13 protein-coding genes and 3 pseudogenes are annotated in these 14,634 nt (G+C 66.2%); 10 read left to right on the forward strand and 6 right to left on the reverse strand.

Features of this window, described 5'->3' with window-relative positions; translation table 11 throughout:
* Positions 1–382: 382 nt before the first annotated feature.
* Together erm and JF52_RS0104115 are read left to right on the forward strand one after the other, a co-directional pair.
* A complete protein-coding gene (gene erm / locus JF52_RS0104110; RefSeq protein WP_033105148.1) occupies positions 383–1,168 on the forward strand; it encodes a 23S ribosomal RNA methyltransferase Erm in 786 nt (261 codons plus the stop codon).
* Between the two features lie 4 nt (positions 1,169–1,172).
* On the forward strand, positions 1,173–2,180 hold the full coding sequence (locus JF52_RS0104115; protein ID WP_033105149.1) for an FUSC family protein: 1,008 nt from the start codon (positions 1,173–1,175) through the stop codon (positions 2,178–2,180).
* 11 nt (positions 2,181–2,191) lie between these two features.
* Here the strand turns inward: JF52_RS0104115 and JF52_RS0104120 are convergent, their stop codons facing one another.
* Complete coding sequence (locus JF52_RS0104120; protein ID WP_033106289.1) at positions 2,192–2,677, reverse strand: MarR family winged helix-turn-helix transcriptional regulator; 486 nt, start codon at positions 2,675–2,677, stop codon at positions 2,192–2,194.
* 40 nt (positions 2,678–2,717) lie between these two features.
* Between JF52_RS0104120 and JF52_RS0104125 the strand changes: the two genes are divergently transcribed.
* On the forward strand, positions 2,718–3,692 hold the full coding sequence (locus JF52_RS0104125) for a DMT family transporter (RefSeq protein WP_084595559.1): 975 nt from the start codon (positions 2,718–2,720) through the stop codon (positions 3,690–3,692).
* On the opposite strand, the gene JF52_RS0104130 is transcribed toward JF52_RS0104125, so the two are convergent.
* A complete protein-coding gene (locus JF52_RS0104130) occupies positions 3,604–4,560 on the reverse strand; it encodes a LysR family transcriptional regulator (protein WP_033105150.1) in 957 nt (318 codons plus the stop codon). The genes JF52_RS0104125 and JF52_RS0104130 overlap by 89 nt on opposite strands.
* Positions 4,561–4,630: 70 nt before the next feature.
* On the opposite strand from JF52_RS0104130, the gene JF52_RS0104135 reads away from it, so the two are divergent.
* Both JF52_RS0104135 and JF52_RS0104140 read left to right on the forward strand, forming a co-directional pair.
* On the forward strand, positions 4,631–6,361 hold the full coding sequence (locus JF52_RS0104135; RefSeq protein WP_033105151.1) for an L-aspartate oxidase: 1,731 nt from the start codon (positions 4,631–4,633) through the stop codon (positions 6,359–6,361).
* 80 nt (positions 6,362–6,441) lie between these two features.
* Complete coding sequence (locus tag JF52_RS0104140) at positions 6,442–6,876, forward strand: VOC family protein (protein WP_033105152.1); 435 nt, start codon at positions 6,442–6,444, stop codon at positions 6,874–6,876.
* Between the two features lie 7 nt (positions 6,877–6,883).
* Here JF52_RS0104140 and JF52_RS0104145 read toward each other — a convergent pair.
* The 4 genes and pseudogenes from JF52_RS0104145 to JF52_RS17970 form a co-directional block, all read right to left on the reverse strand.
* Positions 6,884–7,117, reverse strand: a pseudogene (locus JF52_RS0104145) (ABC transporter permease); the annotation flags it as partial.
* Positions 7,117–7,802 (reverse strand): annotated as a pseudogene (locus JF52_RS16260) (ABC transporter ATP-binding protein). The pseudogenes JF52_RS16260 and JF52_RS0104145, both read right to left, overlap by 1 nt.
* Positions 7,799–8,053 (reverse strand): DUF1048 domain-containing protein, encoded by a 255-nt coding sequence (locus JF52_RS0104155; RefSeq protein ID WP_052166741.1) that lies wholly within the window; start codon positions 8,051–8,053, stop codon positions 7,799–7,801. The pseudogene JF52_RS16260 and the gene JF52_RS0104155 overlap by 4 nt, the downstream one beginning before the upstream one ends.
* A gap of 7 nt (positions 8,054–8,060) precedes the next feature.
* Positions 8,061–8,348, reverse strand: a pseudogene (locus JF52_RS17970) (PadR family transcriptional regulator); the annotation flags it as partial.
* Between JF52_RS17970 and JF52_RS0104160 the strand changes: the two are divergent.
* The 5 genes from JF52_RS0104160 to JF52_RS0104180 all read left to right on the forward strand — a co-directional run bounded on the left by JF52_RS0104160 (position 8,268) and on the right by JF52_RS0104180 (position 14,427).
* On the forward strand, positions 8,268–9,149 hold the full coding sequence (locus tag JF52_RS0104160) for a TrmH family RNA methyltransferase (protein ID WP_033105153.1): 882 nt from the start codon (positions 8,268–8,270) through the stop codon (positions 9,147–9,149). The pseudogene JF52_RS17970 and the gene JF52_RS0104160 sit on opposite strands and share 81 nt — an antisense overlap.
* A gap of 147 nt (positions 9,150–9,296) precedes the next feature.
* The gene (locus JF52_RS0104165) at positions 9,297–10,109 is read left to right on the forward strand and encodes an aggregation-promoting factor C-terminal-like domain-containing protein (protein WP_033105154.1); all 813 of its coding nucleotides are present in this window, start codon (positions 9,297–9,299) and stop codon (positions 10,107–10,109) included.
* A 200-nt stretch (positions 10,110–10,309) separates the two neighbouring features.
* Positions 10,310–11,323 (forward strand): TerC family protein, encoded by a 1,014-nt coding sequence (locus JF52_RS0104170; protein WP_033105155.1) that lies wholly within the window; start codon positions 10,310–10,312, stop codon positions 11,321–11,323.
* A gap of 97 nt (positions 11,324–11,420) precedes the next feature.
* Positions 11,421–12,725, forward strand: coding sequence for a hemolysin family protein (locus tag JF52_RS0104175; RefSeq protein WP_033105156.1), 1,305 nt, complete (start codon positions 11,421–11,423; stop codon positions 12,723–12,725).
* Positions 12,726–12,999: 274 nt separating this feature from the next.
* Positions 13,000–14,427 carry a class I adenylate-forming enzyme family protein gene (locus tag JF52_RS0104180; RefSeq protein WP_033105157.1) on the forward strand — a complete coding sequence of 476 codons (1,428 nt, stop codon included), beginning with the start codon at positions 13,000–13,002 and terminating at the stop codon, positions 14,425–14,427.
* Positions 14,428–14,634 lie beyond the last annotated feature (207 nt).

The following is a 14,634-nucleotide window of genomic DNA, read 5'->3' on the forward strand; positions in this document are numbered from 1 at the left end:
GTCGAGCTCGGCCGATACGGTCGGCAGCCGGATCATCCGGGAGAGCCGGTCGGCGATGCCGGGCGCACGGTGACGGTGGTCACGCCGTCATCGTATCGACTGCACGCAGCGCCAGAGCGTCGGCTTGTCCGGGTCGCGCACGACAGTGGCTCGCGGCGCGCTGACACGACCCGTAGACTGTCGGCCATGGGTTTGATAGTCAAGAGTGCGCTGTTCGACACGCGCTGCTTCACGTTCCGCGACCGCCGCGCCTGACGGCGCGTTGATGGTCGAATAACGCCACTGCGCGTCGTCGTTCCGGATGTCCTGCACCCGGAGGCGCGTTCGCCCTGCCCTCGCACGCCCGCTCCCGGGTGCTCCTTCCTCACGACTGGAGCGCACCTTGCGACCTCGATCCCATACCGGTGGCCGACACGAACTCGGCCAGAACTTCCTCACCCATCGCCCGACCCTCCGACGGCTCACGACGCTCACCGCTGCCACCGACGGAGCGATCCTCGAGATCGGCGCCGGCGATGGCGCCCTCACCCACCACCTCGCTCGATTGGGACGAGACCTGCGCGCGATCGACATCGATGCGCAGCGTGTCGATCACCTGCGCACACGTATCCGCGGCGCGAGCATCCAGCTTGCCGATGCCATGCTCGAGCCGTTGGATCGTCCGGTGATCGTCGGCAATCTCCCCTTCCATCTGACGACGCCGTTGCTGCGCCGACTGCTGTCCACTCACGAATGGCAGCACGCGATCCTGCTCACGCAGTGGGAGGTCGCGCGCAAGCGCGCCGGTGTGGGCGGGGCCACCATGATGACCGCGCAGGCCGGACCCTGGTACGAGTTCCGCCTGCACGAGCGCGTGCCCGCTCGCCACTTCCGGCCGATGCCGGCCGTGGACGGCGGCATCCTCACGATCGAGCGCCGCACGACGCCGCTCCTCCCGTTTCGCGATCGGCAACGGTTCGAACGCTTCGTCGGCGCGGTCTTCCGAAGCCGAGGCAACGGCATCCGCCGGATTCTTCGGGCTGAAGGACATCCGACGGTGGGCATCGACCGCGCGCTCAACGGCGCCGGCATCGCGCGCGCGGCACTGCCGAGGGACCTCACTCCCGGACAATGGGCACGACTGTGGCAGCTCCTCGGCGAGAACGGCCGAGGGACAAGAGGACAATAGAGGTGTGAGTCTCTTCGCCTTCGGTCCGTCGCGTGGCCCTCGGTGGCAGTTGGGGCTGCAGGCCGCGATCGGGATGGCGGTGCCGATCGCCGTGATGACCCTGCTGGGCCATCCGACTCTCGGCTACATCGCCGGTTCCGGCGCCTTCACGGTGCTCTTCGCCGGCGCTGCTCCCGTGGTCGAGCGGGCCAGAGTACTGCCCATCATCGCGGCAGGGCTGATCGTGAGCGCAGCGCTCGGGGCACTCGCCGGTGCGAACACCTGGTTGGTCGCCATCGGCATCGTCGTGATCGCCCTGGCCGCGGCCGGGCTCGCATTCGGATTCCGCCTCGGCCCGCCGGGACCGATCTTCTTCGTACTCGTCTTCGGTCTCTCCGCCCAGGTGACCGCGCACGCCGCGATCGCACCGCTCACCTACACCGCGACGATCGCGGCCGGCTGCCTCTTCTCGTACCTGGTGGCGCTGTCGCCGCTCGTCATCCATCGCGTGCGCTCGCATCCGGCGCGCCCGCTGCGCGAGCTTCTGCCGGGCCCATCCTTCGACGATGCCTCCCGCCTACTGCTGCTGCGTGTCGCCATCGTCGCCGTACTCGGCGTGCTGATCGGGATGTTCGTCGACCCTGACCGCAGTTACTGGATCGTCGGAGCGGCCATCGCCGTGATCGGTGTCGCCGCAGATCGTCGAGCCGCGTTCCAGCGAGGGCTGCACCGGATGCTGGGGACCGTACTGGGCGTCGGCGTGTACGCACTGCTTGCCCTGCTGCATCCGTCAGGCCTGTGGATCGCGCTCATGCTCGGCATCATGCAGTTCTCGGTCGAACTCGTGGTCGTACGCCACTATGCACTCGCCCTGATGATCATCACACCCCTCGTGCTGCTGCTCACCGGGGCGGCGACCGGGCAGATCGGATCGATGGACGTCGCGCTGGAACGGATCATCGACACACTCGTCGGCGCGGCGCTGGGCGCAGCATCCGGCGTCCTGCACCCGAAAGCGGCGAAGCCGGCCTGATTCGGACCTGTTCAGCCGATCGCGAGCTTGATCAGCAGAGCTTCGAGTTGCGCCCGCTCGGCCTTGTCGAGAGGGCGCAGCAGCGCCTCCTCTGTCGCCAGATGAACGGGATACATCTCGTCGATCAGCGTGCGGCCGCTCTGCGTCAGCGTCACGACCCGGCCTCTTCCGTCCTCGGCGAGCGGATGCCGGGCGACGAGGCCGCCGGCCATCAGGCGATCCACACGTTTCGAGGTCGCCCCGGCAGTCACCATCGTATGTTCGGCGATCTCGCCCTGCGGCAGGGCGAACGGATCCCCTGCGCGACGAAGCGCGCACAGCACGTCGAACTCGCCCTCGCCGATCCCGAAGCGGCGATAGTTCTCGATGAGCGCAGCGGTGAAGTCGTCCGAGATCCGACGCATCCTGCCGATGACGGCCATCGGGCTGGGATCCAGCTCCGGTCGCTGCTCACGCCACTGCTCGACGAAACGCGCCACACGATCGATCTCAGACATGCGACCCATCTTACTTTCCGTGGAACATATACTCGTTTCCATGGAAACTGTTACGTCGCGCCGGATGCGGCTCTGGAACCGTGCCCGCTGGCCGCTCATCGCAGCGATCGGACCCATCGTGTTCGGATCGACGTACTGGGTCACCCGGGAGTTCCTGCCCGCCGACTCACCGCTGTGGGGGTCGGCCATCCGCGCGTTGCCGGCCGGACTCGTTCTACTACTGGTCGTGCGGCGGCTCCCGCACGGCGCATGGTGGTGGCGTTCGATCGTCCTCGGCACGCTGAACATGGGCCTGTTCTTCTGCCTGGTCTACGTCGCAGCACAGCTGCTTCCATCCAGCGTGGCCGCATCCGTGACCTCAGTGGCGCCGCTGATGATCGCGGCGTTCGCCTGGCTGATCCTCCGCGAACCACCGACGGCACGTGTGCTCATCGGCGCAGGCATCGGCGCCGCTGGTGTCCTGCTCATCGTCGGCACCGCCACAGGACGATTGGACGCCTGGGGCATCGCGGCATCCATCACGTCCATGGCGATGTCGGCTCTCGGCGCGATCCTCATGAAGCGGTGGAACGACGGCACCCCCGTGCTCACGGTCACCGCGTGGCAGCTGCTCGTCGGCGGCATCGAGCTGAGCATCGTCGCCGCACTCATCGAAGGCGCTCCGTCCGCCGTGACCCCGACCGAGTTCGCGGCGTTCGCCTACATCAGCCTGATCGCCACCGCTCTCGGCTTCTTCTGCTGGTTCAGCGGGTTCCGTCATCTGCCTGCCGGTGTCGTCGGTGTGATCGGGCTGCTCAACCCCGTCACCGGTGTCGCGCTCGGGGTGCTGATCAGCGGCGAGACACTCAGCGCACTGCAGCTGATGGGCATCGCACTCGTGCTCGGCAGCATCGTGCTGGCGAATGCGAGGCGACGACCCACCGGGGTCAGCGCGCGGACGCACCACCCGAGGGCCCCGTCACCAGCTCCATCGTCGCCGGATCGCGATCGACGAGCTCGCCGGCAGTCGCGGTGATGACCCGGCGCATGGCCGCTGCGGCGCGAGTGGGATTGACGTCGGAGCGGTGGGCGAGACCGATCGTGCGGATTAACCGCAGATCGATGAGCCGTGTCGAGCGCAGCGTCGGCCGATCGAGCAGGACCATCGCCGGCACCACCGCCACCCCGAGGCCTCGCTCCACGAACCGCAGCACGGCATCCATCTCCGCGCCCTCCACCACCGGCGTCGGCGCGAGCCCGGCCGCACGGAACGCAGCATCCGTCACCCCTCGCAGGTCGTAGCTCTCGGCGAAGAAGACGAGCGGCAGACGCGATAGCGCCTCGAGGTCGATGCCTTCGTCTGCGACCGGTGCGTGCTCGGCAGAAGAGACGACCACGAGCTCCTCAGTGAGCAGCGGAGTGCGTACCAGCGCCGAGACTGACACCGGGAGGGCATCCGACAGTGTGATGAGCGCCATGTCGACTGTGCCGGCGGCGAGCTGCTCGATCAGGACATTCGACCCCGCCTCCGTGAGCAGCAACTCGACGCCCGGATGCGTCGCATGAAAGGCCGCCATCGCCTCGGCGACGAGGCTGATGCAGAGCGTGGGGGTGGCTCCGAGGCGCACCCGGCCGCGCTGAAGCCCGGCGAGCTCACCCATCTCGGCGCGGATGGTGTCCGCATCCGCCAGCATCCGCCGTGCACGGGGAAGCAACGTCTCACCCGCGTCGGTGAGCGTGATGTTGCCACGAGCACGATGGAACAGCTCGGCGCCCAGCTCGATCTCGAGCGACGAGATCTGGCGGCTCAGCGTCGGCTGCGCAAGGTGCAGCTTCGCCGCGGCCTGCGTGAAATGTCCGAGATCGGCGACTTCGACGAAGCCGCGCAACTGCTCCAGGTTCATGCTTTCACGCTATCAGGACAAGTCAATCTATGCATTGGAGTTATCGATGAGAAGTTCTTAGCGTGGATGCATGAGCACTCGCGAACGACAGATCTCCACCACCGTCCTCGTCATCGGCACGGGCGGTTCCGGCCTGCGCGCCGCGATCGAAGTCGCAGAGCGCGGCGTGGACGTGCTGGCCGTCGGCAAACGGCCTCGCGCCGACGCGCACACCGCGCTCGCGGCAGGCGGCATCAACGCCGCGCTCGCCACGATGGATCCAGGCGACACCTGGCAGCAGCACGCCGCCGACACGATCAAGGAGAGCTACCTGCTCGCGAACCCGCACACAGTCGAGGTCGTGGCGCAAGGCGCCGAGCGCGGCATCCGCGATCTCGAGCGCTGGGGCATGGACTTCGCGCGTGAGGACGACGGGCGCATCTCTCAGCGCTTCTTCGGCGCGCACACCTTCCGTCGCACGGCATTCGCCGGTGACTACACCGGGCTCGAGATCCAGCGGACCCTCGTGCGGCGGGCCGAGCAGCTCGACGTGCCCATCCTCGACGGCATCTACATCACGCGCATCCTCGTGAAGGACAACGTCGTGTTCGGTGCATACGGCTTCGATCAGAGCGACGGCACGCGCTACCTCATCCACGCGGATGCCGTGATCCTCGCCGCGGGAGGGCACACGCGCATCTGGCGCCGCACTTCGTCACGACGCGACGAGAACACCGGCGACGCGTTCCGGCTGGCCGTCGACGCCGGCGCGCGCCTGCGCGATCCGGAACTCGTGCAGTTCCATCCGTCCGGGATCATCGAGCCCGAGAGCGCGGCGGGCACCCTCATCTCGGAGGCCGCCCGCGGTGAGGGCGGCCTCCTGCGCAACGCCCTCGGCGAGCGCTTCATGGCGAAGTACGACCCCGAACGGATGGAGCTCTCCACCCGCGACCGCGTCGCACTGGCCGCGTACACCGAGATCAAGGAGGGTCGCGGCACCGAGAACGGCGGCGTGTGGCTCGACGTCTCGCACCTGCCCCGCGAGACGATCATGACCCGGCTCCCCCGCGTGTACCAGACGATGATGGAGCTGCAGATGCTCGACATCACGACCGACCCGATCGAGATCGCCCCGACCGCGCACTATTCGATGGGCGGCGTGTGGGTGCGCCCTGAAGATCACGGCACCGACGTCGACGGGCTCTACGCGATCGGCGAGGCGTCGAGCGGATTGCACGGCGCGAACCGCCTCGGCGGCAACTCCCTGATCGAGCTGCTCGTGTACGGGCGCATCGTCGGTCAGGCGGCGATCGCGCACGCCTCATCTCTGGATGCACAGCGGAGATCTCCTGAGGCCATCGCGCAGGCGCGGGCCGAGATCGACGACCTGCTGGCTTCGGACGGTCGGGAGAACGTGCGCGCGCTGCAGCGCGCGATCCGCAACACCATGACCGAGCACGCCGGTGTGGTGCGCTCCGCGGAAGGGTTGCGCGCCGGCCTCGCCGAGCTCGACATGATCGAAGGACGGATGGATGACATCGGCATCCACCCCGACATCGCAGGGTTCCAGGACCTCGCGCACGCCTTCGATCTCAAGGGCTCGGCTGTCGCCGCGCGCGCGACTCTCGAAGCAGCACTGGAGCGCCGCGAGACCCGAGGAGCCCACAACCGCAGCGACTTCCCGGACGAGGATCCGACGTTGCAGGTGAACCTGGTCTGGTCACCGAGCACCGGCGTGACGCGCGAGGAGATCCCGCCGGTGCCCGCCGAGATCCAGGATCTGATGCGCGAGGTGTCGTCCGAGGGCAAGCTCGTGGAGTGACCTGTCGCCGAACGCCATTGAGGATCGCCGGTGCGCGGCGCAGACTGGTTGCATCCGCGCACCCATCCGAAGGAGCGATCATGCCGAATCTCAACCCCTACCTGTCCTTCCGCGACACCGCCCGTGAGGCGATGCAGTTCTACCAAGGCGTCCTCGGCGGAGATCTCGCCGTCAGCACGTTCGGCGACATGCCCGACAGCGGGACCGCCGAAGGCGAGGAGAACCTCGTGATGCACGCGCAACTGAACGCTCCGGGCGGGCTCGTGCTCATGGCGTCGGACACCCCCACCGGCATGGAGTACGAGACGCCGCAGGGGATCTCGGTTTCGCTCAGTGGCGGCTCAGTCGACACCGACTACCTGCACCGCGCATGGGAAGGCCTCGTCGATGGCGGAACCGCCACCATTCCGCTGGGCGAAGCCCCCTGGGGCGGCGAGTTCGGCATGCTCGTCGACCGCTTCGGCATCTCGTGGATGGTCGCGATCGAGGATTCGTTCGCGACGTCGTCCGACTGAGTCGCTACGCCGTGTACGCGATGCCGGATGCGATGGTGATCAGCAGGATGCCGGGGAGCATGTAGTTGATGTACGACTCATCCGAACCGGTGTCGATCGCCCCGCCGAGCACGTACACGAACAGGAGCATCAGCGCGATCGGGGTGACCGCGGTGGTGATGATCGTGTCGGGGCTGCGGAGGATGTGGGTCAGCGACCGACACGTGAGGACGCGCATGTCGCTGAGAACGTGGGAGGCCATCAGAGGTCCTCTCCTTGGGGCGCTTCGACAGACTCAGCGATCGAGTTTGCGCTCCCTGAGCCTGTCGAAGGGTCGCCGACGAGCGCGAGGAAGACGTCCTCGAGGGACGGCTGCTTCTCGATGTACTCGACCTTCGCCGAGGGGAGAAGTTGCTTGAGTTCGGCGAGCGTGCCGTTCTGGATGATGGTGCCCTTGTGCAGGATCGCGATGCGGTCGGCAAGATGCTCCGCCTCATCGAGGTATTGCGTGGTGAGGAGCACAGTGGTGCCGGCCTTGGCGAGATCCTTCACGCTCTGCCACACCTCGATCCGCGCCTGCGGGTCAAGGCCCGTGGTCGGCTCGTCGAGGAAGATGATCGGCGGATTGCCGATCAGGCTCATCGCGATGTCGAGTCGGCGTCGCACGCCGCCGGAATACGTGGCGGCCTTTCGCCCACCGGCATCCGTCAGCGAGAACCGAGCGAGCATGCCGTCGGCGATCGCACCCGGGTTCTCCAGGTGACGCAGTCTTGCCACGAGGATGAGATTCTCACGGCCGGTGAGCACTTCGTCCACCGCGGCGAACTGACCGGTCAGGCTGATCGACTGGCGTGCGTCATTCGGACGTCGAAGTCGACGCCGCGCAGCACCTCGAGGTCCTTGAAGGACTTGCGGATGCCGCGCACCTGGATGGCCGCGGTGGTCATGAGCGGGTCTCCTTTCCGATCGCCTGGTCGAACGCCTTGTTGAGGCGGGCGCGCTCCTTGTCGATCCATTCCTTGCCCTGGTAGGACTTGGCGAACGTCTCGGTGAAGTCGACCGGGTCGTCGCCGACGATGTCGCGCACAGGGGTGCCGTCGACGGACGCCCGCTCCCAGAGGTCGACGAGTTCCGTGAACATCTGAGTGATGGTGTCGCCGCTGGTGATGCCGCCGTAATACAAGAAGTACCGGTGCATAGCCGTGGCGTTCGGCGAGGAAACGCCACGTCCCCCAGAACTCGACGAGCTGCTCTCGCCCCTGCGGGTTGATGGAGTAGACCTTGCGCGGCGGGCCCTTCTCGGAAGGGACCTTCTCCACGTCCACGAGACCGCGCTGCTCGAAACCAAGTACCGGTACTTGGCAACAGTGAGTACCGAGGTTCTTCTCAGGTCTCCCGGTACGCTCGAATCCATGCCACACGAACACCGCCAGCAGCGCGCGAAGCCGGTCTCGAACACCAAGGCGGTCTCCACTCGCAACGCGACATTCCAGTACTGGGAGACGCTGCTCGGCAACCGCACGAAGCGAAATCGCGCTGGCGAGATGATCGTGCAGGGCGTGCGCCCCATCAACCTCGTGCTCGAATCCGACCTCGAGGTGCGGGCGGTGCTGATCACGCACACGAACAGGCGCTCACCCTGGGCGTCCGAGACGATCGCCGCCGTACAGGCGACGGGCGCCGCGTCGTGGCTGGTCGCGCCTGAACTCATGACTGAACTCGGCGAGAAGGAGGAGGAGCCACCGGAGCTTCTGCTGATCGTCGCGATTCCCGCCGACGACCTGTCCCGGCTTCCAATCTCGGCCGATGCCCTCTTCGTCGCCCTGGACCGCCCGGCCTCCCCCGGCAACATCGGCTCGATCGTGCGCTCGGTGGATGCACTCGGCGGCCACGGCGTGATCGTGACCGGGCATGCCGCCGACCCTTATGACCCACGCGCGCTGCGCGCCTCCACCGGATCAGCCATCATGACGCCGACCGTCCGGATCCCCGGCATCCATCCTGCTCTCGAATGGATCGAGAAGCTGCGCGCCGACGGCGTCGAGATCCAGATCGTGGGAACGGCTGAAGACGGTATGCACGACGTGTGGGATGTCGACCTCACGAAGCCGACGCTTCTCGTGACAGGCAACGAGCACTCCGGCATGTCGGCGGCCTGGAAGGAAGCGTGCGATGTGCTGACCCGCATCCCGATGACAGGTCACGCTTCTTCGCTGAACGCCGCGAATGCGACCGCGGCGATCCTCTATGAGGCGACCAGGCAGCGCCGAACGGCGGGCCGCACGACGCACTGACGCGATCGCGTTCACACCGCGCATCCAGGGGACACGGAGGTTCTGCACAGAAGCACTGATGCAGAATCGTTACTTTGCGCGTCCGACCCGAAAGGGCGCGCCTGCCGCTCCGTGCGGCGTGGTTACCCTAAGGATCACACGTTCGTCATGCTCAAGAACCAGTTGCAGTCCCCTGCCCGTCGGCGCAAAGCCGGCATCAGCCTCGCGATCGGCGTCCTCGTCGCCACCGGAATCGCCGTCGCTGCCCCCGCCGTCGCGGCCATGACCGCGCAGACCTCCGTCGCCGATGCCAAGCCATCCGGCGTCGAGACCGCCGCAGCGGCTGAGGCTGTCGTCGCCGGCCGCTCAGCGCTGACCGACGCCGCTGCGGCGGTCTCCGCAGCACAGAACAGCGGCCTCGACCTCGGCGAGGCGAGCACCGCTGTCGACACCTCCGGCCTGCTCGAGGCCATGGACGACCTGGACGACGTCGATGCGCTCTCCGCGCTGGAGCTGCCCATCGTGCGCGTGAAGGCCAGCGCAGAGATCACTTCCGTCACGACCCAGACGGCCGCGCTGCGCGAGCGTCAGACTGCCGCCCTCGCTGCAGTCGAAGCCGCCAAGCAGGCGGCGGCCGCCGAAGCCGCCGCTGCCGCTCTCGCCAATGCGAACACGCCCGACGCTGCCAAGGCGACGGCGGCAGCCATCGCCGCCGACCAGTACGGCTGGGGCAGCGGCGAGTTCGAATGCCTGAATCTGCTGTGGGAGAAGGAATCGGGCTGGAACTACGAGGCCTACAACCAGGACGGCGGCGCCACCGGCATCCCGCAGTCGCTGCCCGGCGACAAGATGGCCAGTTTCGGTGCGGACTGGGCGACCAACGCGACCACGCAGATCCGCTGGGGCCTGGACTACATCCAGCGCGCCTACGGCAGCCCGTGCTCGGCGTGGGGCCAGTCGCAGTCGGTGAACTGGTACTGACCCTCCCTCCCGACGACGGCTCTCGGCGCATCATCAGGAAACGTCATCCGCCTCTCGTACACTGGTACCTCCAAGGGGAGTACTCCGATACGGACGGTTCGTCATTACGGATGCACGTCGCATCCCGGATCACCGGTTCCTGATCTCAGGAATGGAGAAGACTTTGGCGCTGCATCGCCACGCCACGTCTGGAGATTCTCTTGGAAATCACCCCGCTCATCTGGGTCATCACGATCGCGATCACGATCGCCTTCTTCGTCTATGAGTTCTTCGCGCATGTGCGCACACCGCACGAGCCGACGATCGGCGAGTCCGCCCGCTGGTCGGTGTTCTACATCAGCCTTGCGCTGCTGTTCGGCGTCGGCATCGGCGTCGTCTCCGGCTGGACCTTCGGCGGAGAGTACTTCGCGGGGTACCTGACTGAGAAGGCGCTGTCGATCGACAACCTCTTCGTCTTCCTCATCGTGATGGCCGGCTTCGCCGTGCCGAAGATCTATCAGCAGAAGGTGTTGATGATCGGCATCGTGATCGCGCTGATCCTCCGTGGCATCTTCATCGCCGTGGGCGCCACGCTGATCGAGAATTTCTCGTGGATCTTCTACCTGTTCGGCGCGCTGCTCCTTGTGCTCGCTTACCGGCAGGCATTCGGCAACCACGACAGCGACCCGGCGAACGGTCGCTTCATGCGCTTCGTGCGTCGCCACCTTCCTGTCAGCGACGAGTACAACAACGACAAGCTCACCGTCGTCAAGAACGGCAAGCGCTTCGTCACCCCGATGCTCCTCACCATCATCGCGATCGGCTTCATCGACCTGGTGTTCGCGGTCGACTCGATCCCCGCGATCTACGGTCTGACCGATCAGGCATACATCGTCTTCACCGCGAACGCCTTCGCGCTCATGGGACTGCGCCAGCTGTACTTCCTCATCGGCGGGCTTCTCGAACGCCTGGTCTACCTCGCGCAGGGGCTCGCGGTCATCCTCGCCTTCATCGGGGTCAAGCTCGTGTTCCACGCCCTGTACGTCAATGAGCTTCCGTTCATCAACGGAGGCGAGGCGGTGTTGTGGGCCCCAGAGATCCCGATCTGGTTCTCATTGCTCTTCATCGCTGCGACCGTCGCCGTGGCGACCATCGCGAGTCTCTTGAAGACACGTCGTTCACCCGCATCAGTTTCTCGGTCGTCCGAAACCATCACCCACAAGGAGCACTATTGAGCGCGCCGCAACGCTGTTCTGACTCTTCGGATCCTGACAGTACGAGCGCCCGGTTCACTCCGGGCGCGCACCCCATGGCAGAGAAGAATGCTCACTGATGGCAGACCTGCTCTGGAACATCGCTCTAGTCTTCACGTTCGTCCTGATCGGTGGGGCATTCGCTGCCACCGAGATGGCGCTCGTCACTCTGCGCGAGAGTCAGATCAACGCGATTGGACAGCGTGGTCGCCGTGGCGCGAAGGTGGCGGCGCTGGCTCGCAACCCGAACACCTTCCTCTCTGCAGTGCAGATCGGCGTCACCGTGGCCGGCTTCGCCTCGGCCGCGTATGGAGCGACGTCGATCGCGCCGTCCCTGGTGCCCCTGCTCGAATCGTGGGGGCTTGCTCCGCCTCTCGCCCTCACGATCGCGACGCTTGTTCTCACTTTGATCATCGCGTACCTCTCCCTCGTGCTGGGTGAACTGGTACCGAAGCGGCTCGCCATCCAGCGAAACGCCCAGTTCGCGTACGCGGTCGCCCCGGCGCTGGATGGCTTCGCGACCGTGATGCGGCCGGTGATCTGGCTTCTGTCCGTTTCGACCAACGCGATCGTGCGTCTCCTGGGCGGAGATCCGCACAAGACGTCTGATGAGCTGACCGACGAGGAAGTCCGCGACATCGTCGCCACGCATCAGGGCCTCCCTGATGACGAGCGGCGCATCCTCGATGACGTGCTCTCCCTCCGCGGGCGCCAGATCAGCGAGGTCATGCGCCCTCGCCCGGAGGTGATCGCGCTCGACAAGACGGCGAGCATCGCCGAGGTGATGACCCAGATACGAGAGCTCCCGTTCTCCCGCTACCCCATCTCGGACCGGTCCATTGACGACATCACCGGGTTCGTCCATGTCCGCGATCTCTTCGAAGCGGTTGCCGACGATCCAGGGCGTCCGCTCGCTGCTCTCATCCGCGAGATCCCCTACATCCCATCGACAGCGCGGGTCCTGCCTACACTGTCGCGAATGCGTGCGGATGGACACCAGATCGCCGTCGTCGTCGACGAGTACGGCGGGACGGACGGGCTTGTCACGCTGGAGGATCTGGTCGAAGAAGTCGTCGGCGAGATATTCGACGAGTACGACACGGCAGTGCTGGATGCTCCGGGCGGTGGTATCGACGGACGCCTGAACCTGCAGGACTTCGAAGAGGCGACGGGCCTCGAATTGCCGCGAGGTTCGTCGGACACTATCGCCGGGTTCGTGACCGAACGTCTGGGCCGCCTTGCCCTCGTGGGAGATGCCGTCGACGTGCCTGGAGCGACGATCCAGGTAGCCGAGCTCGATCGTCGGCGCATCGCCAGGGTGCGCGTCACGCTGCGCGCCACCGACGATCCGGACCCGTCAGCCGCGCAGTCGTCGAACGCATGACCGGCGAGTTCGGATCGCCGCAGCACCTCCACCGCGGCGATGAACTGATCGATGTCGACGTGCAGCACCCATGCAGCCATGACACGAGTCTGGCGCGCGGGGCGCGGGACGTCACCCGCCGTCCGGAAGTCACCCCTGTCGCAGCCGGCGCCGTTGGTATATACCTGGAGCATGTCGCTCAGTGCGCTCTATACGAAATCCCTCGAAGACACGCCAGACAAGACCGCACTGATCTTCAGGGACGCGGTGACGCCGTATCGAACGCTCGCCGACGATGTCGACCGCTCAGCGTCGGCTCCTGGCGGTCGGCGTCACGCACGGCGATCGCGTCGCGATCTTCATGCGCAATCGCTCGGAGTTCATCGAACTTTATCTCGCGTGCTTCCGCATCGGCGCGGTCGCCGTGCCTCTCAACCATCGCTTTCAGGCCGACGAGGTCGCGTTCGCATGCAACCACTGCGGAGCGAAGCTGCTGCTCACGGATGGACCGCTCTACTCGCGCGTCCAGGATGTGAAGGCGGAGATCCCGACGCTCGAGTCGATCTACCTCTACGGCGACGTGCCGGCGGATGCGGGGAACACCTGGGATCAGGTGGACGGTGACGCCTCGAGCGGATCGGAGTGGCCGCCGATCGATGATGACGATCCGGCCATGATCCTCTACACGTCCGGAAGCACTGGCAAGCCCAAGGGCGTCGTGCACACCCATCGCTCGATCCTCGACACGGCCGCCGGACGCGCAGCGACGCAGCAGCTCACTGCAGACGACGTCTCGCTCGCCGCGACCGCGATCTGCCACGGCGGCGGATCGATCGGCGTGACCTTCCCGACGTTGTACGCCGGGGGCAGCGTGGTCATCCTGGAAGAGAGCGAACCCGATCTCTTCCTCGAAGCCGTGACGCGGCATAGGCCGACGCGCACTCTGCTCCTGCCTGCGCAGCTGCTCGACGCGGTCGCTTCTCCTCGGGCAGAGGGCGTCGACTTCGCAAGCCTGCGCGAGGTGCAGTGCGGCGGCGATCAGATCTCGCCCGACTTGTACGCGCAGTTCGCCAAGATCGAGGACCTCGAGTTGAATCAGGCGTACGGCATGACCGAGTGCGAGGGATGCTGCATGAATCCGCCGTTCGGAATCATCAAGCGTGGTTCCATCGGCCAGGCCCGTCAGGGCATCGAGATCCGGTTGGTGCACGATGGGCGAGAGGTCCCAGACGGCGAAGTCGGCGAGTTCCTGATCCGCAGCACGTCCGTCATGGCCGGGTACTGGGACGATCCCGAGAACACTCAGGCTGTGTTCGTCGACGGTTGGCTCCGCACCGGCGACCTCGGGCGGCGCGACGAGGACGGCTATTACTACTTCGAGGGACGCATCAAGGAAGTCATCATCAAGGGCGGTTCGAACATCTCACCCGGTGAAGTCGAGGACGTGCTGAACGCGCACCCGGATGTCGAGCTGAGCGGTGTGGTGGGAACGCCCGACCCGCGGCTCGGCGCGCTCGTGCACGCTTTCGTGCAGCCGACTCCGGCGGCGCCTGCTCCCTCAGAGCATGAGCTCGTCGCCTACGCATCCGAACGACTCGCGGCCTACAAGGTTCCCGATCGGTGGACCTTCGTCAGCGATCTGCCGCGCAACGACGTCGGCAAGATCGACCGGAAGGCCCTGCATGCTCGCGCAGCCGAACTGGACGCGCCCGCATCAAGCTGACTCGCGCAGAGCCTGCGCTGACGACCGGTTCAGCCGAGCCAGAGCGCAATGGCATGAATCGTCGGTAGGTCAGTACGGCGATCGTGATTATCGCGACGCCCCACACAGAGTCTTTCAAATAACAGAATTTTCGCGAGTCTTCACAAGCTCAATGGCGGGAAGAGGCACATTTCTTGGCGCAGAGTGGTTCCTGACAGCCCACACCGC

It is taken from the genome of Microbacterium profundi, from assembly GCF_000763375.1.
Taxonomy (GTDB): domain Bacteria; phylum Actinomycetota; class Actinomycetes; order Actinomycetales; family Microbacteriaceae; genus Microbacterium; species Microbacterium profundi.